The organism is Caballeronia sp. LZ035 (genome assembly GCF_031451175.1).
GTDB lineage: Bacteria > Pseudomonadota > Gammaproteobacteria > Burkholderiales > Burkholderiaceae > Caballeronia.
On record NZ_JARUXS010000001.1, the window covers coordinates 2,613,778 to 2,639,614 of the forward strand.

At 65.4% G+C, this 25,837-nt stretch carries 26 protein-coding genes; 15 read left to right on the forward strand and 11 right to left on the reverse strand.

The genetic code is table 11. From position 1 onward, the window contains the following. Positions 1-11: 11 nt before the first annotated feature. From QCE88_RS12275 to QCE88_RS12285, 3 genes are read right to left on the reverse strand one after another with little or no spacing between them, the layout of a single operon-like run. The gene (locus QCE88_RS12275; protein ID WP_309902168.1) at positions 12-593 is read right to left on the reverse strand and encodes an LUD domain-containing protein; all 582 of its coding nucleotides are present in this window, start codon (positions 591-593) and stop codon (positions 12-14) included. Beyond that, positions 590-1,981: an LUD domain-containing protein gene (locus tag QCE88_RS12280; RefSeq protein WP_309902170.1), complete on the reverse strand. Its 1,392-nt coding sequence runs from the start codon at positions 1,979-1,981 to the stop codon at positions 590-592. The genes QCE88_RS12275 and QCE88_RS12280 overlap by 4 nt, the downstream gene beginning before the upstream one ends. Continuing rightward, the gene (locus tag QCE88_RS12285; RefSeq protein WP_309902173.1) at positions 1,978-2,721 is read right to left on the reverse strand and encodes a (Fe-S)-binding protein; all 744 of its coding nucleotides are present in this window, start codon (positions 2,719-2,721) and stop codon (positions 1,978-1,980) included. The genes QCE88_RS12280 and QCE88_RS12285 overlap by 4 nt, the downstream gene beginning before the upstream one ends. Positions 2,722-2,863: 142 nt before the next feature. Between QCE88_RS12285 and QCE88_RS12290 the strand changes: the two genes are divergently transcribed. From QCE88_RS12290 to QCE88_RS12320, 7 genes are all read left to right on the forward strand, one after another. Then, the gene (locus tag QCE88_RS12290) at positions 2,864-3,607 is read left to right on the forward strand and encodes an FCD domain-containing protein (RefSeq protein WP_309902175.1); all 744 of its coding nucleotides are present in this window, start codon (positions 2,864-2,866) and stop codon (positions 3,605-3,607) included. A 60-nt stretch (positions 3,608-3,667) separates the two neighbouring features. Then, positions 3,668-3,802 (forward strand): hypothetical protein, encoded by a 135-nt coding sequence (locus tag QCE88_RS12295; protein WP_309902177.1) that lies wholly within the window; start codon positions 3,668-3,670, stop codon positions 3,800-3,802. An 82-nt stretch (positions 3,803-3,884) separates the two neighbouring features. Further along, positions 3,885-4,358 carry a CreA family protein gene (locus QCE88_RS12300; RefSeq protein ID WP_309902179.1) on the forward strand — a complete coding sequence of 158 codons (474 nt, stop codon included), beginning with the start codon at positions 3,885-3,887 and terminating at the stop codon, positions 4,356-4,358. Positions 4,359-4,404: 46 nt separating this feature from the next. Next, positions 4,405-5,226, forward strand: coding sequence for an AraC family transcriptional regulator (locus QCE88_RS12305; RefSeq protein WP_309902182.1), 822 nt, complete (start codon positions 4,405-4,407; stop codon positions 5,224-5,226). Positions 5,227-5,356: 130 nt separating this feature from the next. Beyond that, complete coding sequence (locus tag QCE88_RS12310; RefSeq protein ID WP_309903558.1) at positions 5,357-6,130, forward strand: AzlC family ABC transporter permease; 774 nt, start codon at positions 5,357-5,359, stop codon at positions 6,128-6,130. Beyond that, positions 6,127-6,462, forward strand: coding sequence for an AzlD domain-containing protein (locus QCE88_RS12315; RefSeq protein ID WP_309902184.1), 336 nt, complete (start codon positions 6,127-6,129; stop codon positions 6,460-6,462). The genes QCE88_RS12310 and QCE88_RS12315 overlap by 4 nt, the downstream gene beginning before the upstream one ends. A 165-nt stretch (positions 6,463-6,627) precedes the next feature. Next, positions 6,628-7,389: a DUF4088 family protein gene (locus QCE88_RS12320; protein WP_309902186.1), complete on the forward strand. Its 762-nt coding sequence runs from the start codon at positions 6,628-6,630 to the stop codon at positions 7,387-7,389. A 12-nt stretch (positions 7,390-7,401) separates the two neighbouring features. Here the strand turns inward: QCE88_RS12320 and QCE88_RS12325 are convergent, their stop codons facing one another. The 3 genes from QCE88_RS12325 to QCE88_RS12335 form a co-directional block, all read right to left on the reverse strand. Then, complete coding sequence (locus QCE88_RS12325; protein ID WP_309902188.1) at positions 7,402-9,585, reverse strand: ATP-dependent helicase; 2,184 nt, start codon at positions 9,583-9,585, stop codon at positions 7,402-7,404. Positions 9,586-9,688: 103 nt separating this feature from the next. Next, positions 9,689-9,949: a hypothetical protein gene (locus QCE88_RS12330; RefSeq protein ID WP_309902190.1), complete on the reverse strand. Its 261-nt coding sequence runs from the start codon at positions 9,947-9,949 to the stop codon at positions 9,689-9,691. Between the two features lie 40 nt (positions 9,950-9,989). Then, complete coding sequence (locus tag QCE88_RS12335; RefSeq protein WP_309902191.1) at positions 9,990-10,454, reverse strand: hypothetical protein; 465 nt, start codon at positions 10,452-10,454, stop codon at positions 9,990-9,992. Positions 10,455-10,750: 296 nt separating this feature from the next. Between QCE88_RS12335 and QCE88_RS12340 the strand changes: the two genes are divergently transcribed. The 4 genes from QCE88_RS12340 (at position 10,751) to fumC (ending at position 16,124) form a co-directional block, all read left to right on the forward strand. Continuing rightward, entirely contained in the window at positions 10,751-10,972 is a 222-nt protein-coding gene (locus tag QCE88_RS12340) for an RNA-binding S4 domain-containing protein (RefSeq protein ID WP_309809215.1), read from the forward strand. Between the two features lie 220 nt (positions 10,973-11,192). Then, entirely contained in the window at positions 11,193-12,638 is a 1,446-nt protein-coding gene (locus QCE88_RS12345) for an MATE family efflux transporter (RefSeq protein WP_309902193.1), read from the forward strand. A 442-nt stretch (positions 12,639-13,080) separates the two neighbouring features. Continuing rightward, positions 13,081-14,691: a phospholipase D family protein gene (locus QCE88_RS12350; protein WP_309902195.1), complete on the forward strand. Its 1,611-nt coding sequence runs from the start codon at positions 13,081-13,083 to the stop codon at positions 14,689-14,691. A gap of 26 nt (positions 14,692-14,717) precedes the next feature. Further along, entirely contained in the window at positions 14,718-16,124 is a 1,407-nt protein-coding gene (fumC, locus tag QCE88_RS12355; RefSeq protein WP_309902197.1) for a class II fumarate hydratase, read from the forward strand. Positions 16,125-16,152: 28 nt separating this feature from the next. On the opposite strand, the gene QCE88_RS12360 is transcribed toward fumC, so the two are convergent. Continuing rightward, positions 16,153-16,674 (reverse strand): acyl-CoA thioesterase, encoded by a 522-nt coding sequence (locus tag QCE88_RS12360; protein ID WP_309902199.1) that lies wholly within the window; start codon positions 16,672-16,674, stop codon positions 16,153-16,155. Between the two features lie 52 nt (positions 16,675-16,726). After that, positions 16,727-16,870, reverse strand: coding sequence for a hypothetical protein (locus QCE88_RS12365; protein WP_309902201.1), 144 nt, complete (start codon positions 16,868-16,870; stop codon positions 16,727-16,729). Between the two features lie 141 nt (positions 16,871-17,011). Here QCE88_RS12365 and QCE88_RS12370 point away from each other — a divergent pair, with 141 nt between their 5' ends. Then, entirely contained in the window at positions 17,012-17,761 is a 750-nt protein-coding gene (locus QCE88_RS12370) for a helix-turn-helix transcriptional regulator (RefSeq protein ID WP_309902203.1), read from the forward strand. A 133-nt stretch (positions 17,762-17,894) separates the two neighbouring features. Next, entirely contained in the window at positions 17,895-20,318 is a 2,424-nt protein-coding gene (locus tag QCE88_RS12375; protein ID WP_309902205.1) for a DUF6600 domain-containing protein, read from the forward strand. Between the two features lie 75 nt (positions 20,319-20,393). Here the strand turns inward: QCE88_RS12375 and QCE88_RS12380 are convergent, their stop codons facing one another. Both QCE88_RS12380 and QCE88_RS12385 read right to left on the reverse strand, forming a co-directional pair. Further along, complete coding sequence (locus tag QCE88_RS12380) at positions 20,394-21,365, reverse strand: thymidylate synthase (RefSeq protein ID WP_309902207.1); 972 nt, start codon at positions 21,363-21,365, stop codon at positions 20,394-20,396. A 160-nt stretch (positions 21,366-21,525) separates the two neighbouring features. After that, positions 21,526-22,905, reverse strand: coding sequence for a sigma-54 dependent transcriptional regulator (locus tag QCE88_RS12385; RefSeq protein ID WP_309809230.1), 1,380 nt, complete (start codon positions 22,903-22,905; stop codon positions 21,526-21,528). 642 nt (positions 22,906-23,547) lie between these two features. Between QCE88_RS12385 and QCE88_RS12390 the strand changes: the two genes are divergently transcribed. Beyond that, a complete protein-coding gene (locus tag QCE88_RS12390; RefSeq protein WP_309902209.1) occupies positions 23,548-23,781 on the forward strand; it encodes a hypothetical protein in 234 nt (77 codons plus the stop codon). Positions 23,782-23,871: 90 nt separating this feature from the next. Further along, positions 23,872-24,369, forward strand: coding sequence for a dihydrofolate reductase (locus tag QCE88_RS12395; protein WP_309902211.1), 498 nt, complete (start codon positions 23,872-23,874; stop codon positions 24,367-24,369). 62 nt (positions 24,370-24,431) lie between these two features. On the opposite strand, the gene pmbA is transcribed toward QCE88_RS12395, so the two are convergent. Continuing rightward, positions 24,432-25,802, reverse strand: a complete 1,371-nt coding sequence (gene pmbA / locus QCE88_RS12400; RefSeq protein WP_309902213.1) for a metalloprotease PmbA — start codon at positions 25,800-25,802, stop codon at positions 24,432-24,434. Between the last annotated feature and the right edge of the window lie 35 nt (positions 25,803-25,837).

Sequence of the window (25,837 nt, forward strand, 5' to 3'; positions counted from 1 at the left end):
CATCGGCCTCTTCACGCGAGCCACACCAGCGTAAGCGACCGCACGCCTTGCGCGCCGCGAATCAGCACACCTTCGATATCCGCCGTCGCCGACGGTCCGGTCACGAGCACTGCATAACGCGCCGTCCTGAAGTCGTCGCGCCGATAGACCTGCTGCAAGCCTTCGACGAGTTGCGCCGGATCGAGCAGCACGACCAGATGCTGGGCCAGATAGCCGATCGAGTTCACGACATATTCCTGCTCGCTGAACCACACCGAGCCCGTTTCCGCGACGCCGAAGCGCCCCCTGACGACCGCGACATCGACGTCCTGAAGCGATGCCGGCACGGTATCCGCTGCAAGCGGCCGGTTGCCCGCCACACCAGGCACGGCTGAGGCGATCACCTTAGCGTCCGCAAAGCGCGCGGCGATCAGCGCGTTCACGTCCTGCAGGCTCGATGCCTCGACGCACGTGCCGCCCATCGCGGCAAGCGCGGTGCTGAAACGCTCTTTCAGGTCGCCCGGCGGCGCCGGAAACAGCGGCACTTCCGGCCGCGGACGCGCGGCGGGTTGCGCCGCGCGGATCTTCGAGAGAAAGGCTTCGCGACTCGTCATTTGGCCGGCTTCCGGTTTTTCCTGTACCACTCGTGAAAGGTCTCGGCGGGCGCTTCGGGCAGTTCGCGCTGGCGTCCCCAGATGTTGAGCGGGTTATAGAGCACGAAGTTGGGCAGGCGCTTGAGCGCACCGCCCAGCGATGCCACGCTCGCGCGATACAGCGTCGGACTCGCCAGCAGCCGCCCCGCCATCTTCAGCACTTCCTGCTTGACGAAGGGCACCTCGTGCTTCTCCGCGATCACCTCGCGCCACTTGTAGATCTGCTCGTGAATGTTCACCTTCACCGGACACACATTGGTGCAGCTGCCGTTCATCGTCGAGGCGAACGGCAGCGCGCTGTAGCGCTTGAGATCGTGCGTCGGATTGATGATCGCGCCGATCGGTCCGGAATACGTGCCGCCGTACGACAGCCCGCCGCTCCTTCGATACACCGGACACGTGTTCATGCACGCCCCGCAGCGGATGCATTTGAGCGAAAACCAAAAGTCGTCCATCGCCAGGCGCTCGGAGCGGCCGTTGTCGACGAGGATGAAATGCATCTCCGTGCCCGGCCGTGGCTGGCGGAAGTGCGAAGTGTATTGCGTGATCGGCGAGCCGAGCGCGCTGCGCGACAGCATGCGCACGAACACACCGAGATCCGCGATGGTCGGAATGATCTTCTCGATGCCGATCGACGCGATATGCAGCGGCGGCACGTTCGCCGAGAGATCGGCATTGCCCTCGTTCGTGCACACGACGACCGTGCCCGTCTCCGCGACCGCGAAGTTGCAGCCGGTCATGCCGGCGGTCTTCTCGCGCACGAAGTACGGCCGCGTGTGCATGCGCTGGCTTTCCGCGAGATAGTGGATGTCGCTGTTCGCGGGATCGGTGCCGATGGTGCGCCCGAACAGCTCGGCGACATCCGCGCGCAGCTTGTGGACGGCCGGCACCACCATGTGGCTCGGGTCCTGGTGATCGAGCTGCTGGATGCGCTCGCCGAGGTCCGTCTCCATCACCGTGATGCCGCGCGGCTCGAGATAGTCGCGCATATAGCATTCGTCGGTGAGCATCGACTTGCTCTTCACGAGCGCGGTCATGCCACGCTCGCTCATCAACTGGTAGACGAGTTCGTTGTGTTCCTGCGCGTTCGCTGCGAAATGCACGGTCACGCCGTTCTTCTCCGCCTGATCGGCGAACTGCGCGAGATAGTCCGCAAGATGCGACAGCGTATGTTCCTTGATGCCCGACGCCAGATCCCGCATCGTTTCCCATTCGGCGATGCCGTGCGCCTGCGCATCGCGCTTGGTACGCAAGTCCCACAGACGCTTGTCGTGGAAGGCGACGTGATCCGGTTTCTGCAGAAACGCGCTGGCTGCTTTCGCGTGATCGATACGGATGGTCTTGCTCATGCGCGCGCTCCGTTCAGCACCTGCGCGATATGGATGAACTTGGCCTCGACCTTCATGCGTTCGGCGCAGCCCTGCTGGTGCATCAGGCACGACATGTCGCCCGACACGATGTACTCCGCGCCCGCGCCGACGTGATCGCTCACCTTGTCCTGCCCCATGCGCACGGAGACGGCCGCTTCAGTAACCGAGAACGTGCCGCCGAAGCCGCAGCATTCATCGGGACGCGCCGGCGCGACGAACTCGATGCCCTTCACGCCTTCCAGCAACGCGCGCGGCTTCGAGTACGGCGTGCCCGCGACTTCGGAATTCGACGACTCGCGCAGATGCCGCACCGCGCTGCAACTGTTGTGCAGCCCGATGCGATGCGGAAACTCGGCCCACGGAAACTCGCGCACGCCGAGCACGTCGTGCAGGAACTCAACCAGTTCGAACGTACTGCGCCGCACCTTCTGCACGGCGCTGGTCTGTTCGATCGCGGTGAAGTGCTCGCGCACGTGATGCGTGCAACTCGCCGACGGTCCCACCACGTAGTCATAGTCGGCGAAGTTGCGCGCGAACACGCGTTCCGCGCCTGCGGCGTCCTTGTGGGCGCCGCTGTTGGCCATCGGCTGGCCGCAGCAGGTCTGGTCTTGCGGATAGTCGACATCGAGCCCGAGCCGTTCGAGCAGTTCCAGCGTGGCGATACCGACTTGCGGATAGAAGGCGTCGATGAAACAGGGCACGAAAAGGGCGACTTTCATGAGGACCGATGGCACATGTCGATTGCGGGAACGGGGATGAATCTTTTTGGTAAGCTTGGTCTGACCAAGACTTTAATGAGATGCGTGTTTCGTGTCAAACTCGGGCACCTTTCGAGTTTCCACGTTCCGTCTGCTTCAATCGATGACCTTTCAGCCCGTCCAATCGCATTCCTACGCCCGCGTGCGCATCTCGGACGTCGTGTCCGGGCAGATTCGCGAGTTGATCTCGAACGGCACGCTGCTGCCCGGCCAGCGCCTGCCCGCCGAACGCGATCTGGCCGAGCAGCTGAACGTGTCGCGTCCGTCGCTGCGCGAGGCGCTGATCCGGCTGGAATCCGATGGATTCATCCGCGCGGCGGGGCGCGGGGGTTTCGTCGTATCGGACGTGACGGCGCCGCTGGTGTCGCGGCCGCTCGCCGCGCTGCTCGATCAGCAGCCGGATGCCAGCGCCGACGTGCTGGAATTGCGCCACGGGCTGGAAACGCTGTCCACGGCCTACGCGGCCGAGCGCGCCACCGAGGCCGATCTGGCGCGCATCGCCGCCGCTTTCGACGCGCTCGAGGCCGCGGTGGCAAGCAAGAGCACGCGCATCGCGGAGAAGGACGCGGCTTTCCATCTGGCGATTGCAGATGCAACGCACAACGTCGCGCTGACGCACGTCATGCATGGGCTCAACGAACTGGTGCGCGAATCGATGCTCACGTCGCATCGGCTGGTGGACTACGACGACGAAGTCGAGGCCAACCTGATGGCGCAGCATCGCGCGATGTTCGACGCGATTGTTGCGCGCAACCCGGCACAGGCGCGTGAATGCGCGGGGGCGCATCTGGACTATGTGCGCACGCTGTATCGCGATCGTCCGGCGCGCAAGCGGGCACAAGCGTAATGATTACGTAAGCTTGGGATAGGATAAGACCTACACAGCTTTCGGACTTGCACGGCTAACGTGCATGCGCCGCCTTCGCGATACTGGAACCGTCAAAAACGATACGCGAAGGAGAACAACATGCCTTACCTGCTCGGATGGCTGCTCGGCGTGCCGGTGGTGGTGCTGGTGATTCTTTATCTGATCTTCCACTGAACGGACCGGATGTGTGACACATCGAAAGAACCCAGGGGCGTCGATACAATACGACGCCCCTCTTCTTTTCCGGATGATGTCGATGAAGCGTCCCGTCCTTGCCTTCGCAGTGCTGGCCTCCTTTTACGGCGCGGGACTCGCGCATGCCGAGGAGATCGCCAGCGTCAATACCAACTTCCGTTTCACGGGCTCTGATCGCGTCACCGTCGACGCCTACGACGATCCGCTCGTCCAAGGCGTGACCTGCTACGTTTCGCGGGCGCGGACGGGCGGCGTGAAAGGCACGCTGGGCATCGCGGAAGATCCGACCGAGGCGTCGATCGCCTGCCGGCAGGTCGGTCCGATCAAGTTCACGCAGCCGCTCAAGCAGAAAACCGACGTGTTTTCGGCGGGCATGTCGTTTATCTTCAAGACGCTGCACGTGGTGCGCGTGGTCGATACGAAGCGCAACACGCTCGTCTATCTCACCTACAGCGACCGCATCGCGACCGGCAGTCCGAAGAACAGCGTGACCGCCGTGCCGGTGCCGGAAGGCACGGCCATACCGATGAAGTGACAACGTTGTAAACTCCCCGTTTCCCCTCTTCATCCGCCATTCCGCCATGAATGCCGCCCATTTCCGCGATGCCGCACGCTACTGGCGCTCGCCGCTCGTGCCGGACGCGGACATGGTGACCGCGGAATACTACGACCACGAATTCACGCCGCACTGGCACGACGCCTACACGGTGCCCGTGATCGAGGCCGGCGCGGAATGCTTCGACTATCGTGGTGCGCATCATGTCGCGGAAACGGGCTCGGTGCCGGTGATCAATCCGGGCGAAGTGCATACGGGCGCACGGGCGGTCGATGTCGGCTGGCGCTATCGCGTGTTCTACCTGCCGGTGCCCTTCGTCGAGGACCTCGCGCACGATCTGTGCGGACAACGCGCCACCGCGCCGCGGTTTCCGGATCACATCATCCGCGACGCCGATCTCGCACGGCGCCTCGTGCATGCGCACTGCGTGCTGGAGCGCGGCGCCGATCCGCTCGAAGCCGAGCTGGCTCTTGTCGATGCCGTCACCACGCTGATCGGCCGGCACGCACGGGAGCACGCGGGTGCGCCGTCGCTCGCCGCCGACGCGCGGCGCGTCGAAACCATGAAGTCCCGTCTCGCCGACGACCTGCTCGAACCCGTCACACTCGCCGAACTGGCGCGCACGGTGGGCCTGTCGACCTTCCACGCCGCCCGGCTGTTCGCGCGCACGACCGGTCTCGCACCGCATGCCTGGCGCAACCAGATGCGGATCGTGCGGGCGCTGCCCGCGCTGCGCTCGGGCGCATCGGTCACCGACGTCGCGGCGGCCAGCGGCTTCACCGACCAGAGTCACTTCACCCGCCACTTCAAGCGCGCGTTCGGCGTGCCGCCGGGCCGCTGGCGCTGAGCGTTTCCGCAAGCAGCGCGGCGGCTGCGACGACAAGCGCAAGAACGTACAAGCCATCTGGGCACCGCGTTGCGTATCCTCGCTGTCACTGGAGGAAATCTTGAAGGCAACATCCGCACAATCGTCCGCCATGCAGTCCGCGCGGCACTCGGCCCAACCGTCCACGCCGCCATCCGGCCAGGCGCTGCGCGAATTCGCCGCCGGCGCCCGCGATACCCTCCCGATGATGATCGGCGCCGCGCCCTTCGGCGTGATCTTCGGCACGCTCGTCACGGCCAGCCCGCTCTCGCTGTGGCACGGCCAGTTGATGTCGCTCGCCGTGTTCGCCGGGTCCGCGCAGTTCATCGCCGTCGGCCTGATCGCGTCGCACGCCAGCTTCGCCGTCATCTGGGCGACGACGCTCGTCGTCAATCTCCGTCATGTGCTCTATTCCGCGACGCTCGCGCCGTATGTCGCGCATCTGCCGCGACGCTGGCGCTGGGCGCTCGCGAGCGTGCTCACCGACGAAGTCTTCGCCGTCGCCTACGCGCATTACCAGAAGCGCAATCCCGGCGAAATCGGACCGCACTATTTCTTCGGCTCCGGCGTCTCGATGTATCTGAACTGGCAGGCGTGGACGCTCATCGGCCTGCTGTTCGGCGCGGCGTTTCCCGGCCTCAAGTCGCTCGGGCTCGACTTCGCGATGGTCGCCACCTTCATCGCGATCATCGTGCCGCAGCTCGTCGCGGTGCGCTTCGTCGCGGCAGCGCTCGCCTCGGGCGTGCTGTCCTTCGCGTGGCAGGACTGGCCGTACAAGCTCGGCCTGCTGGCGGCGGTGCTCGTGGGCGTGGCAGTCGGCATGATGCTGACGCTGCGGGACCATCGCGCGCAACGCAAACAGGCGTCGAAGGAGCACGCGCAATGAATGCCGCCTCGAACTACGTGCTGCTCATCCTCGGCATGGCCGCGGTCACGTTCACGATCCGCGCTGCCGTGTTCGTGCTCGGCGAGCGCCTGCCCTTTCCGCCCATCGTGCGCACGGCCCTCTCGTTCGTGCCCGTGACGGTGCTGACCGCCATCATCGTGCCGATGACCGTCTCCCCGCACGGCAACGGCGCCGAAATCACCTGGCGCAATCCGCAGCTGGTGGCGGCGCTGGTCGCGGTTATCGTGTGCGTGCTCAGCAAACGGCCGCTTCTGACCATTGCCGTCTCCCTGACCGTGTTCTTCGTCTGGCAACTGCTGGTGCTGCGCTAACGTTTTCCATCCATCAGCTCGCAAACGGCTTTCAAAAAGCGTCAAAAAAGCCTCAAGTTCCCGGAACCCGCGCCGATATCAGAAACGAATGGCCTCCGCCCACAGAGGCGGCGCCACCAGCATTACCCGTTTCCGGCGTAACCGGAAACGGAACCGGGAACCACCATGCGCCAAATCACCCTTTCGCTCCGCGAAGAGACGATCGCTTCCTTGCAGCGCGACTTCGACGCCTTCCTGCGTCTGTCGCTGAAGCTCGATCCGCAGTTCGTCACACCGTCGTTCGAAGATTTCCTGCGAGCGATCCTGCTCGACAACCACACGCCGCTCACCGAGCAGGCCGTGCAGCGCATGCTCTCGCACGGCCAATACGCGTGGGCCAAGCGCGCGCTCGACAAGGAGTTTCCGGATGTCGTCGAGATCCTGATCCGTCAGGCGGCCGAACATGGCTTCGCGTTCGCGATTCGCGCCGACTGGACCGCGGAAGATCTCGTCAAGGCGTCGCGCGAATGGGCGGCGGCCATCGTCACCGAAGCCAAGGGTGACGTGTCGCAAGTGGACATGCTGGCCTCGCAGATCAAATCCGCGGCGGCGGACATTCGCGAAGTGGAAGAGAAGATGCAGACGCCCGCGTGGCGGCTCGCGGATTCGCTGCGCCAGCGCGTGTACGAAATGAAGATCACGGTGGAAACGAGCATCGGCTCGACGGCGCGCGAAAAGCTCGGCGAACTGCGCTGCCTGCTGCGGCTCGGCATCGTGTATGGCTCGATCCAGAAGCAGGAAGCGCAGCAAGTGCTCGAGATGCTGCGTTCGCTGCGCCCGGAACTGTTCGTCGAAGAGCCTTACGACGGCTACACGCGCTTCGCCGCCTGGCTGCGCAGCATCTTCTCGCCGCCGCGCACGCCGCGCGCCTCGCGCGCACCGCGCTGAGCCGCACCCTTCTTACTCCCACATCCCCTTCAGGCGCGCCGCGATATCCAGCTTCGCTTTAGCGGCCGCCGCCAGCCCCGCGGCCGTCGGCGCCGTGGGCGCGATCACCGGCGGCCAGGCGGCCGTCTCGAACTGCGGCAGCAGATGCGGCGGAATGAAGCGCGTACGCTGCGCCCACACGTGGCGGTCGCCAAGATGCGTCTGGTTGTGCACGTAGAAGCGCTGCGGCGTAATGATGTGCAGGTCTTCCTTTGCACGCGTCATTGCGACATATAACAAGCGCCGCTCTTCGTCGATTTCCTCGTCGCTGCCCGTGCCCAGGTCGGACGGAATGCAGCCGTCCACGCCATTCAGCACGAACACATTGCGCCATTCCTGGCCCTTGGCCGAATGAATGGTCGAGAGGATCAGATAGTCTTCGTCCAGCAGCGGCACGCCGGATTCGTCGCTGGTCGCGTCGGGCGGATCGAGCGTGAGTTCGGTGAGGAAGCGCTCGCGCGTCGGATAGGTCGACGCGATGCTCTCCATCTGCATCACGTCGCCGATGCGGATCGCCGCGTCCTCGTGATTGCGTTCGAGATGCGGTTCATACCAGCGGCGGATCATTTCGAACTCGGCGGGCCAGCCCGATTCGCGGCCGCACAGCTTCGCCATCAGCCCGACGAAGCGCGGCCAGTCCTCGCTGGCGCGCGCGGGCGCCTGAAAACCGGCAATGGCCTGCGACGCCACCGCCTGCGGCGCGCTCACGCTGTCGAGCAGCCGTCCAGCCAGCGCCGGCCCGATGCCCGGCAGCAATTGCGCAACGCGAAAGCCCGCAACGCGGTCGCGCGGATTCTCGGCCCAGCGCAGCACGGCGAGCACGTCCTTGACGTGAATCGAATCGAGAAACTTGAGGCCGCCGAACTTCACGAACGGAATATTGCGCCGCGTGAGTTCGATTTCGAGCGTGGCGCTGTGATGCGCCGCGCGAAACAGCACCGCCTGCGACTTGAGCTTCATGCCGCCCTCGCGCGCTTCGAGCACTTTCTCGACGACATAGCGCGCCTGATCGGCTTCATCGGCGACGCTGACGACGCGCGGTTTCTGCGCCGACGCCTTGTCGGTCCACAGGTTCTTCGTGTAGCGCTCGGACGCAAGTCCGATTACCGCGTTCGACGCCTCGAGGATCGGCTGCGTCGAGCGGTAGTTGCGATCCAGCGTGACGCTGGCGGCGGGCGGGTTGAAGTGCCCGGGGAAATCGAGAATGTTGCGCACCGTCGCGCCGCGAAACGAATAGATGGACTGCGCATCGTCGCCGACGACGGTCAGGCCGCGGCCGTCCGGTTTCATCGCGAGCAGGATGGACGCCTGCAGGCGGTTGGTGTCCTGGTATTCGTCGACGAGCACGTGATCGAAACGGCTCGACAGGTCCGCCGCCACCGACGGCTCCGCCGCGAGATGCGACCAGTAGAGCAACAGGTCGTCGTAGTCGAGCACGCTTTGCGACTGCTTGGCGTTCACATATGCGGCGAACAGGCGCTTCAGGTCGGCTTCCCACTCGCGGCACCAGGGGAACGACTGGTCGAGCACCGTGGCCAGCGACGCGCCGGTGTTCACGACGCGTGAATAGATCGAGAAGCAGGTGGACTTGGCCGGGAAGCGCTTTTCCTTCGATGACAGCCCGAGCTCGTGGCGCACGAGATTCATCAGGTCGGCGGAATCTTCGCGGTCGTTGATGGTGAACGACGGCGCGAGGCCGACGAGATCGGCGTAATCGCGCAGCAGCCGCGCGCCGACGCTGTGGAAGGTGCCCGACCACGTGAGCCCCTGCGCGATGGCACTGCGCGTACCGAGCGCGTGAGTGGCGATGCGGGTCACGCGCCGTGTCATTTCGAGCGCCGCGCGGCGCGAAAAGGTGAGCAGCAGGATGCGATGCGGATCGGCGCCTTTCACCAGCAGGTGCGCGACGCGATGCGCGAGCGTATTGGTCTTGCCGGATCCCGCACCCGCGATGACCAGCAGCGGGCCGCCCCGGCGATCGGGTTCATCGACACCGAATTCGACCGCCTGGCGTTGCGCCTCGTTGAGCTTCGCGAGATAGTCCGCGACTTGTCTGGCGGTGGAATCGGCAGCGGCGTCGGCGGTATCAGGGAGCGTGAGCACGGGAACAAGGATGGCGGGAAAAGAGTGACGCACACTGTATATCCATACAACCATCGCACGCAAGTCTTTGGTCCGGCTCGGCTTTTGGCCCCTGAAGGAAACGAGCCCGGTTCATTGGGAACCGGGCTCGCTGCGCTGCTCGACAAGCCTCAGACGGCTAGTCCGCCTTCTTCGCGTTCTTCAGCTTCGCGTCCGCAGCGGCTTCGTTGGCTTCGGACTGGGCTTCGGCCTTCTTCTTGTCGGCCTTGGCTTGCGCGACGGCAGCGTCCTTGTCGGCCGATGCCTGCTTCTTCGCCGCCTTCTGGTCGGCCTTCGTCATGGGCGTGTCGCTGGTGGTCTGAGCGAACGAAGCCGCGCTCGCGCTGGCCAGCGTCGCCGCGACGAGCGCGGCCAGGAATGCCTTCGATCCTTGCTTCATAAGTCCTCCGTTGAACGATTCCGCCTGGACAGCAACTCGCTTAGTGCTGCAGTCCCGTGTCCTTCGGCGCGTTCGGCTCGGTGGCGTTCAGTTCGGCCTTGGCGGCGTCCTTGTCGGCCTTGCGATTGATCTTCGCGTTCTTCACCTCTTCCTTGTAGCCGGCCTTGGCCTGCTCGCGCTGCGCCTTCAGTTCGGCCTTCGACGCCTTCTTCGACGCGCGGTATTCCGCATTGGCCTGCGCGTTGGCGTTGCGGCGCTGGACGAGCGGGTCGGTCGGCGCGGGCGCAACGAGGTTCTGCGGCGCCGGCGTCACCGGCTGCTGGGCCTGCGCGGGCATGGCGTTGCCGGGCATCGGGTTCGACATCTGGCCCGGCGCCGGCTGCATCGTCTGCGCCTGTGCGGGCGGCGGCGTCATGGGGGCCGGCTGCGTGCTTTGCGCGAAGGCGCTCGACGCGGCGAGCGTGGCGATAGCGGTACCGATCAACAGGTTGCGAGCTTGAGTCATGAGCGTGTCCTCTCTCTGGTTTGTGTGCCGTCAGATCGTTGTCCGCACGGCGTTTGTCGATTTGGAAAGATGACCGAAGCTGTTTCAGTCAAACCGTCGGACCCGCCGGTGCGCGGACGAGTTCTCCGAAAGCCGTCATTGTTACCGACGGTTTCATCTGGCTACATTTGCCAACCAGACGGCTTTCGAACCCATTACCGGGGTCCCGCTCTCAAACAGCACGGCGCATGCCCGGCGCGCGCTCGCCGGTCGTTTATGATGGATGCCTTCCTCCTGCCATCCTGCTTCGTCCGTCCATGCCGTCACTCCAATTCACCCTCACGGGCGACTTCGTCGAACTTCACAACCTGCTCAAACTGATGGGTCTCGCGGACAGCGGCGGCTCCGCGAAGGCGCGCGTCGCCATGGGCGATGTGACCGTCGACGGCCACGTGGAATTGCGCAAGACGTGCAAGATCCGCGCGGGCCAGGTCGTGAAACTCGACGGCCAGACCATCCGCGTGCGCGCGCCCGAGTGACGCACTCACCGCTTGAGCCCGCGCGTCACGCACTTGCCAAAAGTCCGGCATAAGCCGGCGCGTCATCGACAGGCCGCACGCGACGCAATAAGCTTGTCATCTTTCGTTTCAAGGCCTGGCCCCGGGAACGGGCGCGGAATAATCCTGACGTCGGCATGGTCAGGAAGCTGCGTCCCCATGCCGCGCCGCCGCGTCCTCTCCGTTCGATTCGCTCTCCACCATGCATGCCCAGACCCCGCGCGCGCACCGCGCGCATCAAGGACCGCCGAGCCTCACCCGTCACGCCGCCGACACCGCGCGCCTCGCGGCGCCGCTCGCCATCGCGCAGCTCTCGCAGATGGCGATGGGCGTCACCGACACCATCCTGCTCGGCTCGCTCGGCCCCGATGCGCTCGCCGCCGGCGGCCTGGGCGCGAATCTTTTCTTCGTCGTCGTGACGCTGCTGCAGGGCGTGCTGACGTCGGTGTCGGTCTCCGTGGCGCACGCGCGCGGCGCCAACGCCGACGAGCGCGTGCCCGGCATCTACTGGACCGGCTTCGTGCTGTCGCTGCTGCTCGCGGTGCCCGCCTTCGTGCTGCTGTCCTATGCCGAAGCCATCCTGCTCGCGTTCCACGAACCGGCGCTGCTGGCGAAAAACGTCGGCGAATACTGCGCCGTGCTGCGCTGGGGCACGCCCGCCAGCCTGATCGGCGTCGGCATGATGCGCGCGTTCCTGCCGGCCATCGGTGCGGCGCGCAGGCTGCTATGGGTGTCGATTGGCGGCGTGTTCGTCAACGGCTTCCTCAACTACGGCCTGATTCACGGCGCCTACGGCCTGCCGCGCGAAGGCTTTCTCGGTTCCGCGGCAGCCACCACGATTACCGTCTGGCTGATCGCGCTCGCGCTCGTCGCGTTCCTGCATCTGCGGCCGCGCTACCGGCATTTCGTCACGCGCACGCGGCCGCGCCTGCCGCTGATGAGCGAATTGTTCAGCATCGGCTGGCCGGTCGCGATCACCTACGGCGTCGAATCCACCCTCTTCCTCGCCACCGGCATGATGGTCGGCCTGCTCGGCGAAGCGCCGCTCGCCGCGCATCAGATCGCACTCAACGTGGCCTCGGTGGCGTTCATGGTACCGCTCGCCATCGGCCAGGCGGCGAACGTGCGCGTCGGCTACTGGGTCGGCGCGGGCGTGCCGGTCGCCGCGCGCCATGCGGGCTTCGTCGCGCTGGCGCTGGGCGTCGGCTTCATGATGTGCTCCGGCCTCGTGCTGATCACGGCGCCGCATGCGATCGTCGGCCTGTATCTGAAACTCGATGATCCCGCCAACGCCCGCACCGTCGCGCTTGCCGCCTCGCTGCTCGGCGTGGCGGCCGTGTTCCAGATCGTCGACGGCATGCAGACGGTCGGCTCGGGCTGCCTGCGCGGCCTGCGTGACACCCGCGTGCCGATGCTCGCCGCCGCGTTCGGCTACTGGGGCGTCGGCTTTCCGACCGGCTATGTCCTCGCGTTTCATTTCGAACTGGGCGCGAAGGGGCTGTGGTGGGGACTGGCGGCCGGGCTCGCGAGCGTCGCCGCGCTGATGACGCTGCGTTTTCACCGCATCAGCCGAAGGTTTATCGAAACCGGCACGGCCCCGAACCCGGACGCCGCTGATGCCAGCGCCGCGCCGCATGGTCACGTCTGATTCCCGTTGCTGGTGGATGCCTGATAAGCAAATGAGCCGCACGACGAAATGCATGGCACGAATGCTTGGTTGGTGCGCCGCTCGCGCATGGTTACGATGAATCCGTCTCCTCCTTGAGACATCTGTGACAGGGGTTGTCAGCCCGCCTTCAACCAGGCGGGCTTTTTTTCGTCCCGCGTTTATTGCCGCTCTCCTCGTTCGCTGTGCCACCGACGTTGGCAGGGCTGGCTCGCAAATCCCCTTAGAATTGTTTCAATGGCGTGGCTGGAGAACGCTTTTTGCTAGGACTTCGTCTGCCGCGCACACGAGAACGCAAGCGACGGACAAGTCGAAACAACGAGAAAGAGGAATCGAAGTGTCGGAAAGTCGGGGAATGCAGCGAGCCGCACGGCGTGACGCGCCGGACGCGCGGAAGGGTCGGCGCATTGCGCCGCGAGGAATAATGGCCGGCGTGCGCGGCCTGGGCACGGCGCTGCTGGCTGCCACGCTGCTCGCCGCCTGCGCCACACGCCCGCCCGCGACGGCGTTTGACCGTCCAGCGAGCCACGCGCTCGCGCCCGATACCGCGACGCCGCTCGAAGACGCGCTGAGGCCGCTCGAACAACAGCATCCGGACCAATCCGCGGTGCGCCTGCTGCCGACCGGCACCGACGCGCTCCAGGCCCGCATCGCGCTCGCCCGTGCAGCGACGAAGACGCTGGACATGCAGTACTACATCGCCGAGGAAGACAACACCGGCAAGCTGCTGCTCGGCGCGGCGCTGTATGCGGCGGATCGCGGCGTGCGCGTGCGCATGCTGGTCGATGATCTGAATTTCAAGGACATCGACCGGATCATGGCGGCGCTCAACTCGCACGACAAGATCGAGATCCGCGTGTTCAACCCGTACGGCAGCGCGCAGCGCAGCTTTGCCGAACGCACGCAGAATTTCTTCACGAACCTGAATCACTTCACGCGCCGGATGCACAACAAGGCGATGATCGCGGACAACCAGATCGCGATTGTCGGCGGCCGCAATCTCGGCGACGAATACTTCAGCGCGAGCCCGACGCTGCAGTTCCGCGACCTCGATGTATTCGCCGCAGGCCCGGTGACGCAGAAGATCTCCGCGAGCTTCGACGACTACTGGAACAGCCCGCTCTCCTACCCTTTACGCGCGCTGAACAAGCAGAAGTTCGACGCATCCGAACTCGACAAGACTCGCGACGACCTGCGCGCACACTGGCGCGCCCAGGCGGACCCGCTGAACGCGAAGCCGCTCAACGCGACGCCCCTCGCCCGGCAGATCGCGCGCGGGGAAATGGGCCTGGTCTGGGCGCCGACGGAGTTCTGGGTGGATTCGCCGTCGAAGATCGAGCATCCGAGCGACGACTACCAGAGCCCGCCCATGAATCGCCTCGCGGAGTTGCTGAAAGAGGCGCAGCGCGAATTCCTGATCATTTCGCCCTATTTCGTGCCGCACGACGCCGGCGTGGACATTCTCGCCGACGTGACGAAGCGCCACGTGCGCGTCGCCGTGCTGACGAATTCGCTTGCCGCAACCGATGCCGTCGCGGTCCAGGCGGGCTACGCGCCGTATCGGATTCCGCTGTTGCAGCACGGCGTGGAACTGTACGAGTTCAAGCCGCTGCAGGTCGCAGGCGAAGGCAGCCCGCGCGCGGGGCTGTTCGGCTCGCAATCGCGCGCCAGCCTGCATGCCAAGGCCTATGTGATCGATCGGAGTATCCTCGTGATCGGCTCCATGAATCTCGATCCGCGCTCGGCGAAACTGAACACCGAACTCGCGCTCGTGATCCACGACGCGTCCATCGCCAGCCAGGCCGCCCAGCTGTTCGACCACGGCACCGATCCGAAGGTCAGCTGGCGGGTCCAGCTCGCCAGCGCGGCCGTCACCGAGGAGCTGCGGCGCACGGGAGCACCGCAATCGGGGCTCATGTGGACCGCCGAGCAGGACGGCAGCCTCGTCACCTGGAATTTCGATCCCGAAGCAGGGTTATATCGCAATGCGATGACCGGCCTGTTTATGCTGTTGCCCGTCGACAAGCAGCTTTGATCCAACTTCGTAAGGACTTTCGAGCCATGACACAGAACGCGCAAGGCGACGTACGGATGGAGAAGGACACGTTCGGCGAGATCGCCGTGCCGAACGCCAAACTCTGGGGCGCGCAGACGCAGCGCTCGTTGCAGAACTTCAAGATTTCGACGGAAAAGCAGTCGCCCGAGCTGATTACGGCGCTCGCCGTCATCAAGCACGCCGCCGCCGAAGTGAACGACGAGCTGAAACAGCTCGATTCGAAGAAGGCGAAGGCGATCATGCAGGCCGCACAGGAAATCATCGACGGCAAGCATCCCGACGAATTCCCGCTCGCCGTGTGGCAGACCGGCTCGGGCACGCAGACCAACATGAACCTCAACGAGGTCATCGCCAACCGCGCGAGCGAGATTCTCGGCGGTGCGCGCGGCGAGGAGCGTCTCGTGCATCCGAACGACGACGTCAACCGCGGCCAGTCGTCCAACGACGTGTTCCCGACCGCGATGCATGTCGCCGCGGCCTACGGCATCGTCAAGCACCTGGTGCCGACGCTCAAGACACTGCGCAACACGCTCGACGAGAAGTCGAAGGCGTTTGCGAAGATCGTGAAAATCGGCCGCACGCATTTGCAGGACGCGACGCCGCTCACGCTCGGACAGGAATTCTCAGGCTATGTCGCGCAGCTCGACCAGGGCATCCGCCACGTCGAGGCGACGCTGCCGCATCTGTATCAACTGGCGCAGGGCGGCACGGCGGTCGGCACGGGCCTGAACGCCCATCCGCAGTTCGCGGGCAAGGTGGCGGCGGCGATCGGCAAGCTCACCGGCCTCCCTTTCGAGACCGCGCCGAACAAGTTCGAGGTGATGGCCGCCGCCGATGCGCTCGTCGCCGCGCATGGCGCGCTGAAGACCATCGCCGCGAGCCTGATGAAGATTGCCAACGACGTGCGCTGGCTCGCGAGCGGCCCGCGCTGCGGCCTGGGCGAACTGTCGATTCCCGAGAACGAGCCGGGCAGCTCGATCATGCCGGGCAAGGTCAACCCGACCCAGTCCGAAGCCGTGACCATGCTGTGCTGCCAGGTGTTCGGCAATGATGTCGCCGTGAACTTCGGCGGCGCGAGCGGCAACTTCGAGCTGAACGTGTTCCGGCCGATGATCGCGCACAACGTGCTGCAATCCATCCGCCTGCTCGCCGACGGCGCGCAGAGCTTCAACGACAACTGCGCGGTGGGTATCGAGCCGAACGAGAAGCGCATCGACAGCCTGCTCAACGAATCGCTGATGCTGGTGACGGCGCTCAATCCGCATATCGGCTACGACAAGGCCGCGAAGATCGCGAAGAAGGCGCACAAGGAAGGCACGACGCTGAAGGCGTCCGCGCTCGCGCTCGGCTTCGTGACCGAGCAGCAGTTCGACGAATGGGTCAAGCCGGGCGATATGGTCGGCAACCCGTAACCGGCTTCGTTCCCTCAGTGCGGCGGGTTCAGACCTTGCCCGCCGCCACTTCCTCCGGCTTCAGCTCGACGATCGCATCCAGCGCGTCCTTCACGTCCATCGCATAGCGGGCGAGGCGCTGTTCCTCGTCGGTTTCCGGCACGAATGGAGGCACCGGGGTCGGGCTGCCCTGTTCGTCGACGGCGACGAATACCATCAGGCAATCGGTCGTCTGCTGCAACTCGCCGACTTTCGGATCGCCCGCGTGCACGGAGATATGGATGTGCATGCTGGTGCGCCCCGTCGCGACCACGCGCGCGCGGAGTTCCACGAGATTGCCGACCAGAATGGGCCGCCGGAAACGGATATTGCCCACGCTCACCGTCACCGCGTAACGCCCGGACCACATGGCCGCGCAGGCATAGGCGGTTTCGTCGATCCATTTCATCAGTGCGCCGCCATGGACCTTGCCGCCGAAATTCACGGACGTCGGCTCGGCAAGAAAGCGGAAGGTGGTCTCGGCGCGGCTCTTCGGGGCGGCGGGAATGGGCGTTACGGCGGGCGTGTTCATGGGCGTCATCACTGGAAGCATGTGACGCCGATTATACGAAGCGAAAATGCCGCTAGTCGTGGACGGTGATGCCCTGGTCGACGGTGCCGTACATCGTGATGCTGCCGCCCCCGCCCGCCGATGACGACGGCCCGCCCGCACAGCCCGCGCACAGCATCGCGACGCCGAGGACGCTCGCGAGAATCAGTCTGGTCATGGGAAATCTCCTGCTGCTTCGAAATGCCAGGGGTCATTCTAGCGCCGCCCGCATGCAGCGACATTTCGGGATGCGGTGAAACATCGGATGCGAAGTCGCGCTAGAGTGAACCGATCCGGTCACCGGTTTCGAATCCACATCATGAATACCGCACTCGATGACACCGACGCGCGCACGCGTCATTTTCCTGGTCTGTCGCGCATCGGCGCGCTGCTCGCCGATCCCGGCCGCGCCGCGATGCTCTGGTCGCTGATGGACGGCACCGCACGTCCCGCGGGCGAACTGACAATGATCGCGGGCCTGTCGCCTTCGGCGGCAAGCGGCCATCTCGCGCGCCTCACCGAGGGCGGATTGCTGGCGCTCGAAGTGAGCGGGCGGCATCGCTACTATCGGATTGCGACGCCGGATATCGCCGCGGCCATCGAGGCGCTCGCCAATCTGGCGCGAGCGAGCGCGCCGCAGCGCACGCCCGAACGGCCGCCGTCCGCCGTGCCGCTCGAGATGCGCTACGCGCGCACCTGCTACGACCATCTGGCGGGCGAACTGGCCGTGCAGCTGTTCGACGGCATGCTCGCGCGCCGCTGGCTCGCCGCCGCTGCCGGCCAGATCCAGGCTCCCGGCCCTACTGCCCTCGAGGCCACGCCCGATGGCGCCGAGGCGTTCGCGGCGCTCGGCATCGACCTGACGGCGCAGCGGGCCCGCAGAAGGCGCTTTGCCTGTACGTGCATCGACTGGAGCGAGCGGCGGCCGCATCTGGGCGGCGCGCTCGGTGTGGCGTTTCTCTCCGCCTGCGAGACGCGCGGCTGGATCGAACAGACGGCGAAGCATCGCGTGCTGCGCGTGACGCCGTCCGGGCGGCGTCACTTCGAGGACTTCCTCTCCCGCCGATAAGCTTTGTTACGCACGCCTGTGCGCCGTTACAAACCGCATCGTACGGATACACGGCCGAGCGATACATTGATCCGACAGGCCGCGCGCACGGAAGGCGCCTGCATGACGCACGGCGCGGCTGTCGGAGAAAACAATGAAGACCAGGACCATTGCGGCCGCGACGCTTGCCCTGTTCGCGCTGTTGTCGCATGCGGGGACGGACGCGTTCGCGCAGACGCCATCGATGGCCGCCGCGCCGCAGAATGATTCGGGCGATCCGCCCGGACGTATCGCGCGCCTCAACTACATGGCCGGCACCGTGACCACCGAACCCGCCGGCGCGTCCGACTGGTCCTACGCGCAGATCAACCGCCCGCTCACGACCGGCGATCAGCTCTGGAACGACGAGAACGCACGCTCGGAGCTGCATGTCGGCTCGACGGCGGTGCGGCTCGGATCGTCCACCGCGCTTTCGGTACTCGCGCTCGACGACAACACCGCGCAGCTCAAGATCGCGCAGGGCACGCTGTCGACGCGCGTGCGCGAAGTGCCGCCCGGCTCGAACTATGAAATCGACACGCCCAACCTCGCGCTGAGCGTGACGACGCCCGGCGACCTGCGCGTGGACGTCGCGCCCGATGGCCGCGCCACGACCGTCACGGTGCGCAGCGGCGGCGTGACGGTGTATGGCGACGGCGGCGCGGTGCAACTCGGCGGCGGCCAGCAGATCACGTTCGAAGGCACGAATCTCACGCAGACGGCGGCCAACGCGGCGCCCGCGCCCGATGCCTTCGATCAATGGGCGACGAGCCGCGACGCGGCCGAGGATCGCTCGGTCTCGGCGCGGTATGTGTCGCGCGACATGCCCGGCTATCAGGATCTCGACGCCAACGGCACATGGCGCACGGATCCGTCGTATGGGCCGGTGTGGGTGCCGAATGCGGTGTCCGCCGACTGGGCGCCGTATCGTCAGGGACACTGGGCGTGGCAGGACCCGTGGGGCTGGACCTGGATCGACGATGCACCGTGGGGCTTCGCGCCCTATCACTATGGCCGCTGGGCGGTGGTCGGGTCGCAGTGGGCGTGGGTGCCGGGGCCGGATGCCGTCGCTGCGCCGCCGGCCTATGCGCCGGCGCTGGTCGGCTTCGTCGGCGACGGCGACGGCGGCGTCGACTGGAATGTCGCGCTGACTGTCGGCGGCGTCGCGGCTGCGGGGCTCGCGTGGTTCCCGCTCGGGCCGGGCGAGCCGTGGCATCCGCATCGCAACGGGTGGAGCCCGCGCTATTACGAGCGTGTGAACCAGCATGTCTATGTCGATCGCTCGGTTCACATCAACAACACGTACATCAACTACCGCGAGCGGCGCGGACTCACCGCCGCGCCGGCGAACATGTTCGTGCGTGGGCAGCCGGTCGGGCGCCAGCCGTATGCCGTTGATCCGGCGCGTCTGCGCAATCCGCATTTCTTCGCGGGTGCGCCGGGCATCGCGCCAACCCGCGACAGTTTCGCGCCGGGCGCGCGGCGCACGGACTATCGGCCGCCGCAGGGCGGTTACACGCGTCCCGTCGTGGCGACGCGCGCGCCGGTTGCACCGCCTGCGTTTCAGGGCCGTGTTCCGCAGCACGGTGATGCGCGGGCTGCCGCGCCACGTAATGAACCGGTACATCTCGTCGCGACGCATGGGCCGGCTCGGCAGGTGATCGCCGACGGGGCTGCGTTTAATGCGGCGCATGCGATGAATGCACCGCATGTGCCCAATGCACCGAACTCGCCCTCGCCCGGCGCGCCGCAGCGGCCAGGATTCGCTGCTGCACCGGGCGTCGGACAGCCGGCTCAACCGCATGGCAATGGCGTGCCGCGCCCGCCGCAACAGGCACAGTTCGGCGCCGCCCCGCACTCATCACATGGCGATGCCGCGCCGGGACACCCGGTCATGAACACGCCTCACGCGCCTGCGGCTCAGCAAGCACAAGTGGCTGGGCCGCATACGCCGCAGGTCTATCGCGGCGCGTCCCAAGCGCCGATGCAGCCGCAGGCGGGCTTTGCTCAGCACCCGCCGACTCAGGCGCAGCCGCAGACGCCGCAAGCGGGCTTCGCTCAGCACCCGCCGACTCAAGCGCAGCCGCAGATGCCGCAAGGAGGCTTCGCGCAGCACGCGCCGACTCAAGCGCAGCCGCGGACGCCGCAAGGAGGCTTTGCTCAGCGCGCGCCGGTTCAAGCGCAGCCTCAGCCGCCGCAAGCAGGCTTTGCTCAGCACCCGCCTCAGCCGCCCCAAGCCCCCATGGCTCAGCACGCGCCGCAGCCGCAGCCCCAGCCTTATCGCCCGGCCCACGTCGAGCAGCCGCACGCGCAGACACCCATGCCGCAGCAGCAAGCTCAACGGCCGGCGGAGTTTCATCCCGCGCCCCAGCGCCAACCGATGCATCAGGAGGTACACCAGGCACCGCCGCAGATGCAGCAGCCGCATCGCGAACCGCAGCCGCAGCAACCGCAGCAGCAGCCCCATCCGCAGCCGCAGCAACCGCAGCAAGCCCAGCAGCCCCAACACGGCGGCGGCAACGATCATCACCGGAGCTGAGCGTCGTCGTCTGAAACGAAAAATGCGCGGCCGAAGCCACGCATTTTCAAGCATCAGACGGGTCAGAACAGCCGCTTACACGGCCATCGGCGCGGTAAGCGGCTCGTGATGCCGGTAGCCTTCGAGCGCGAAGTCCGTCGGCTCGATCTTCTCCAGCCATTCAGGCTCGTATCGTCCCGTGACCGCATAGTCCGGCACACGGTCCGAGATGATCAACTGCGGCGAAGGATACGGTTCGCGCTTCAATTGCTCGTTCAGCATGTCGAGCTGGTTTTCATAGATATGCGCGTCACCGATGAAATAGCTGAACCAGCGCGGCGTATAGCCCGTCAGCCGCCCGACCAGATGCAGCAGCGCCGCGCCCTCGGTCAGGTTGAACGGCGTGCCGAGGCCGACGTCATTGCTGCGGATATACAGGCACAGCGAAATCTCGCGCGTCGTCGCGTTCGGGATGAACTGGTACAGCAGGTGGCACGCGGGCAGCGCGATTTCATCGAGCTTGGCGGGATTCCATGCGTGAAACAGAATGCGCCGGTCGGTCGGACGCTCGATGATCGTATCAAGACACTGCCGCAACTGATCGATCGCCTTGTACAGCAACACCTGCTCGCGCCCGTTCTCGCTGAAGCTCGTGACGAGCTGATAGCCGCGATTGGTCGCATCGGCGATCTGGTCGCCGGAACGCGCATCGACCAGTTTGTATGCCGGCCACTTGCGCCACTGCACGCCGTAGACGTCGCCGAGATCGTCCGGACCCTGGCGATAGGGATTCTCGAGCCACTGCGGATTGTCGTTGGCGTTGGCGTCCCAAACCTTGCAGCCGAGCGCGCGAAAGTCCGCCGCGCTTTTCGACGCGCGCAGAAAACCGACCAGCTCGCCAATCGCCGACTTGAACGCGAGCTTCTTGGTGGTGACGGCGGGAAATCCCTGTTGAAGGTCATAGCGCAGCATGGCGCCGGGGATGCTGATCGTGCGAATGCCCGTGCGGTTTTCCTGCCACGTGCCGGTATCGAGGATCGTCTGGACGAGCTCGAGATACTGTTTCATTCGATGTTCCTTGGGAATGCCGCACGCCCTCGCGAACGGAAGGCGGAAAAAGCGATTCTACCAAGCGCGCAGGCGCCACGCTCGCGATGCCATGTGCGGGCGCTGCAATGAAAAAGGGCGCCATGGGCGCCCGTTCTCAAGCAGGATCCGGCAGCCGGATTCAGCCGCGTGTTGCGTGTTCCGGCGGCGCGTCGACCTCGATATGACGCATGCCGTGCGCGCTCAACAGGCGATACAGCGTCACGCGCGAAATGCCCAGTTCATGGGCGGCATCGCCGAGACGCCCGCGATGCCGCAACAGCGCGAGTTCGATTGCCTGACGCTCGGCCGCCTCGCGCGCCTGCGCCAGCGACACCGGCGCGACTTCCACGTATTCGCCGAGTTCGAGATCACGCGCGGTGATCTGGCGCCCTTCCGACATGACGATCGCTCGCCGCACGCGATTGATCAGCTCGCGCACGTTGCCCGGCCAGCCGTAGTTGTGAATCGCGGCGATGGCGTCCGGCGAAAAGCCGCGCAAACGACGGCTCGCGTCCTTCTTGAAGCGGTCGAGCATGTGCTTCGCCAGCAACTCGATGTCCTTGCCGCGTGCCCTGAGCGGCGGCTCGTCGATCTGCAGCACGCACAGCCGGTGATACAGGTCGGCGCGGAAACGTCCTTCGATCATCGCCGTCTGCATGTCGACGTGCGTGGCCGAGATAATGCGCACGTCCACGGGCGTCGAGCCGTGACCGCCCAGACGTTCGACCTTGCGTTCCTGAAGGAAGCGCAGCAGGCTGGCCTGGCTTTCGAGCGGCAGGTCGCCGATTTCGTCGAGGAACAGCGTGCCGCCGTTGGCCGCTTCCACCCGGCCGATCTTGCGCTGGTTCGCACCGGTAAAGGCGCCGCGTTCGTAGCCGAACAGCTCCGATTGCAGCAGATGCGCGGGAATCGCGCCGCAGTTGATCGCGACGAACGGCTGGTCGCGGCGCGCGGAGCGTTCGTGGATGGCCACGGCGGTGAGTTCCTTGCCGGTGCCCGATTCGCCGGAGATGAAGACGGGGGCGTCGGTCATCGCGACCTTGCGGATGGAGCGGAACAGCGCGAGCATCGCGTCGCACGAGCCGACCATCTCGCCTTCCGCGCGGCCTTCGCTGCGCGCGTCGTTCGACGCTGCGTCATGCAGTGCAACCATGCCGTAAGCATGCCCGACGGAATCGACGACGCGGTCGTTCGACGTCGGCAGCGTGACGTAATCGAAACAATAATCGCGAATCAGGCGCCGTACGGCGGAATCTTCCAGTTGGCCCGCGACGGTCGCCGCCACCCAGCCCACGTTGGTCATGGTCAGCGACGATTCGAACGCCGCCAGTTCATGCGATTCGAAATGGCTCGACAGATCGAGCAGACCGCCTGTTGCCACGTCATTGCGCAAGGCCTTGCGCGTGTCGCGTGCGCTCGCGACGATTTCGATGTGCCAGCCGCGCTCCTCGAAACGCGCGCACAGCGTCTCGCTTGGATCGCGAGTCACGTATATGAGTTGCCGCCGAGCGACGTCCATTATTCAGATCCTTAGTTCAACGTTCGTTGAAAAGGTCGCGTAGTCAAGGCTCGCGCTACATCGCAGACTTCGTTGTCCTCGCATGTTTGCCAGTGCATTTACAGCAGGACTTGCAGTTCGATACATCGCCCCCGGGACATGGCGCGGAACCCCTTGCACCCTTCCACGAAACCCTTTATGTCTGATTCTGTGCTGTTTTTGAGAGACTACTATAACCCAGAAACCCCGAAAACAAATATCGCCCGAGGCGAACGAAACCGCCACAAAACCCTGATAGGACGGGCTTGGCAAGAATTTCTCACATATTTATTAAAAGCTTTGCGCACAATTTGATACGACAAAATCTTATACCGGAATCGCACGGACTTCAGGTTTTTCTGACGTGACGTTTCACCATTGAAACGTTTTCGCCCGTTATTCGGGCCGCGTTTCCCGCAATATTTCCGACCTGCTTTACCCCTCAATGGATCCACGCCGATGGCATGCATCTCGCTAAAGTCGTGCATTGTCGGAGCGTAAAAACGACTTATTTGCCGAACGTGCGTACAAAACTCATATGACTATCATCGTTCGCATAATCGCCTTTACCGACGCGATGATTACTTTATTTCCAGATGTTTTCCGAATCCGGGAATAGTTACCTTGGGTTATGTCGTCAAGATGGCACTCGATAGTTCATTCCAGCGCGCCGATTCCCGCGATACGCATTCAAGCGACCCGTTCGAGGACGACGATCCGTACGCGCTGCGCGCCGCCCTCCGGCCAGGCGGCGTCGGCATCAGCGTAACCCTGTGGGACGAAGCCCCTCCCGCGCCGGAAGCCCCTTCGGCACCGCTCGCGCCCGTGGCATTCGACGACGACCCGCCATCGTCGTGAGGGCCCGCGTCCGCGCGGGATCCGTCGGTTAGAATCAAAGGCCCGGCGGCGCAGACCACACGCGCCGTTTGCCTCGACTCCGACCTTCCCATGACGACGCTGACCCTGATCGTCGCCCGCGCACGCAACGGCGTGATCGGCCGCGACAACCAACTGCCCTGGCGCCTGCCCGAAGACCTCGCCTTCTTCAAGCGCACGACGATGGGCGCGCCCATCATCATGGGCCGCAAGACGCATGAATCGATTGGCCGGCCCTTGCCCGGGCGGCGCAACATCGTGGTGTCGCGCGATGCCACGCGGCGCTACGCAGGCTGCGACGTCGTGACGAACCTGGAAGCCGCGCTCGCGCTCGAACCGGCGCACGAAGCGTTTCTGATTGGCGGCGCGCAGCTTTATCAGGACGCCGTCGCGCGCGCGGACAAGCTGATCGTCACCGAGATCGACGCCGATTTCGACGGCGACACGCGCTTTCCCGCGCCCGATCCCGAGCTGTGGCGGGAAGTGTCGCGTGAGCCGCATCGCGCGGCGGCGCCGAATGACTTCGCGTTTGCATTCGTGACCTACGAGCGCATTGCGCCGTCGGAATGACACAATGACAAAAGCCCCGGCATGACCGGGGCTTTGTCTTGGCAACGTCGAAGTCGGACAGCTTACTGACCCGCCACCGTCATCCGCTCGATCAGCACCGAACCGATCTCCTTCGTGCCGCGCACGACCGTATCCGCGCCGATCGCCTCGATGTGGCGGAACATCTCCTGCAGCGTGCTCGCCACGGTGATTTCCTCGACGGCATGCACGATCTTGCCGTTCTCGACCCAGAAGCCCGACGCGCCGCGCGAATAATCGCCGGTCACGTAGTTCACGCCCTGCCCCATCAGTTCGGTCAGCAGCAAGCCCGTGTCGAGTTTCTTGAGCATCGCCTCGAAGTCGTCTTCCGGCTTCGTGTGCGTGCTGCGCATGCTCAGGTTGTGCGAGCCGCCGGCGTTGCCGGTGGTCCGCATGCCGAGCTTGCGGGCCGAGTACGTCGACAGGAAATAGCCCTGCACGACGCCGTCGTCCACGACGTTGCGACGCTGCGTACGCACGCCTTCCTCGTCGAACGGCGCGCTGCCCATGCCGCCCTTCACGTGCGGATCCTCGACGATCTGGATATGCGGCGCGAACACCGGCTTGCCGAGGCTGTCGACCAGGAACGTGGTCTTGCGATACAGCGCGCCGCCGCTCACGGCCTGCACGAACGCGCCGAGAATGCCGGCCGCGAGCGGCGCCTCGAACAGCACGCGGCATTTGCGCGTGTCGAGACTCTTCGCGCCCAGACGCGCGAGCGCGCGTTCCGCCGCGTAGCGTCCCACTGCTTCGGGCGCGGCGAGACTGGCTGCGTCGCGCTTTGACGTGTACCAGTCGTCGCGCTGCATGTCGCGGCCCGCTGCCGCGATCGGCGCGCACGCGATGTAGTGCCGCGAGTACGGATAGCCCGCCATGAAGCCGCGCGAGGTGGCGAGCACGAACTGCGAGTGCTGCGCGGAGACGCTCGCGCCTTCCGAATTGCTCACGCGACGGTCGACGGCGAAAGCAGCGGCTTCGGCGCGGCGGGCGATGTCGGCGGCCTCTTCGGCGTCGACGTCCCACGGGTGATAGAGATCGAGATCCTGCGGCGCCTGCTCGAGCAGTTCCTCTTCGGCGAGACCCGCCGCGCTGTCCTCGGCCGTGAAGCGCGCGATGTTGTACGCGGCGGCAACCGTGTCGCGCAACGCGTCGCGCGTGAAGTCGGCGGTGCTCGCGTTGCCGCGCTTCTTGCCGATGAACACCGTCACGCCGACCATCTTGTCGCGGTTGTGTTCGATGGTTTCGACTTCGCCGCGCCGCACGCTCACTGAAAGGCCGTCGCCTTCGGAGATTTCGGTGGCGGCATCGCTCGCGCCGAGCTCTTTCGCGTAGCGCAGGATGTCGGAGGCGATCTCCTTCAGCTCGTCCTGCGTGTGCGGGAAATAGCGTTGCTTGACGTCCATGTCTGCTGCCATGTTGGTTGCCTTTGGAAGTCGGGCGCCGCGCGCCC

Bases quoted from the DNA above. Each gene is read 5' to 3' on its own strand.
- QCE88_RS12385 (WP_309809230.1), bottom strand. From the start codon at position 22,905: ATGGACGTCGCTCGGCGGCAACTCATATACGTGACTCGCGATCCAAGC.
- QCE88_RS12365 (WP_309902201.1), bottom strand. From the start codon at position 16,870: ATGACCAGACTGATTCTCGCGAGCGTCCTCGGCGTCGCGATGCTGTGC.
- QCE88_RS12280 (WP_309902170.1), bottom strand. From the start codon at position 1,981: ATGAGCAAGACCATCCGTATCGATCACGCGAAAGCAGCCAGCGCGTTT.
- QCE88_RS12350 (WP_309902195.1), top strand. From the start codon at position 13,081: ATGGCCGGCGTGCGCGGCCTGGGCACGGCGCTGCTGGCTGCCACGCTG.
- QCE88_RS12395 (WP_309902211.1), top strand. From the start codon at position 23,872: ATGACGACGCTGACCCTGATCGTCGCCCGCGCACGCAACGGCGTGATC.
- QCE88_RS12370 (WP_309902203.1), top strand. From the start codon at position 17,012: ATGAATACCGCACTCGATGACACCGACGCGCGCACGCGTCATTTTCCT.
- QCE88_RS12290 (WP_309902175.1), top strand. From the start codon at position 2,864: ATGACCTTTCAGCCCGTCCAATCGCATTCCTACGCCCGCGTGCGCATC.
- QCE88_RS12340 (WP_309809215.1), top strand. From the start codon at position 10,751: ATGCCGTCACTCCAATTCACCCTCACGGGCGACTTCGTCGAACTTCAC.
- QCE88_RS12335 (WP_309902191.1), bottom strand. From the start codon at position 10,454: ATGACTCAAGCTCGCAACCTGTTGATCGGTACCGCTATCGCCACGCTC.
- QCE88_RS12320 (WP_309902186.1), top strand. From the start codon at position 6,628: ATGCGCCAAATCACCCTTTCGCTCCGCGAAGAGACGATCGCTTCCTTG.
- QCE88_RS12300 (WP_309902179.1), top strand. From the start codon at position 3,885: ATGAAGCGTCCCGTCCTTGCCTTCGCAGTGCTGGCCTCCTTTTACGGC.
- QCE88_RS12285 (WP_309902173.1), bottom strand. From the start codon at position 2,721: ATGAAAGTCGCCCTTTTCGTGCCCTGTTTCATCGACGCCTTCTATCCG.
- QCE88_RS12380 (WP_309902207.1), bottom strand. From the start codon at position 21,365: ATGAAACAGTATCTCGAGCTCGTCCAGACGATCCTCGATACCGGCACG.
- QCE88_RS12360 (WP_309902199.1), bottom strand. From the start codon at position 16,674: ATGAACACGCCCGCCGTAACGCCCATTCCCGCCGCCCCGAAGAGCCGC.
- QCE88_RS12345 (WP_309902193.1), top strand. From the start codon at position 11,193: ATGCATGCCCAGACCCCGCGCGCGCACCGCGCGCATCAAGGACCGCCG.
- fumC (WP_309902197.1), top strand. From the start codon at position 14,718: ATGACACAGAACGCGCAAGGCGACGTACGGATGGAGAAGGACACGTTC.
- QCE88_RS12330 (WP_309902190.1), bottom strand. From the start codon at position 9,949: ATGAAGCAAGGATCGAAGGCATTCCTGGCCGCGCTCGTCGCGGCGACG.
- QCE88_RS12275 (WP_309902168.1), bottom strand. From the start codon at position 593: ATGACGAGTCGCGAAGCCTTTCTCTCGAAGATCCGCGCGGCGCAACCC.
- QCE88_RS12325 (WP_309902188.1), bottom strand. From the start codon at position 9,585: ATGGTTGTATGGATATACAGTGTGCGTCACTCTTTTCCCGCCATCCTT.
- pmbA (WP_309902213.1), bottom strand. From the start codon at position 25,802: ATGGCAGCAGACATGGACGTCAAGCAACGCTATTTCCCGCACACGCAG.
- QCE88_RS12315 (WP_309902184.1), top strand. From the start codon at position 6,127: ATGAATGCCGCCTCGAACTACGTGCTGCTCATCCTCGGCATGGCCGCG.
- QCE88_RS12375 (WP_309902205.1), top strand. From the start codon at position 17,895: ATGAAGACCAGGACCATTGCGGCCGCGACGCTTGCCCTGTTCGCGCTG.
- QCE88_RS12305 (WP_309902182.1), top strand. From the start codon at position 4,405: ATGAATGCCGCCCATTTCCGCGATGCCGCACGCTACTGGCGCTCGCCG.
- QCE88_RS12310 (WP_309903558.1), top strand. From the start codon at position 5,357: ATGCAGTCCGCGCGGCACTCGGCCCAACCGTCCACGCCGCCATCCGGC.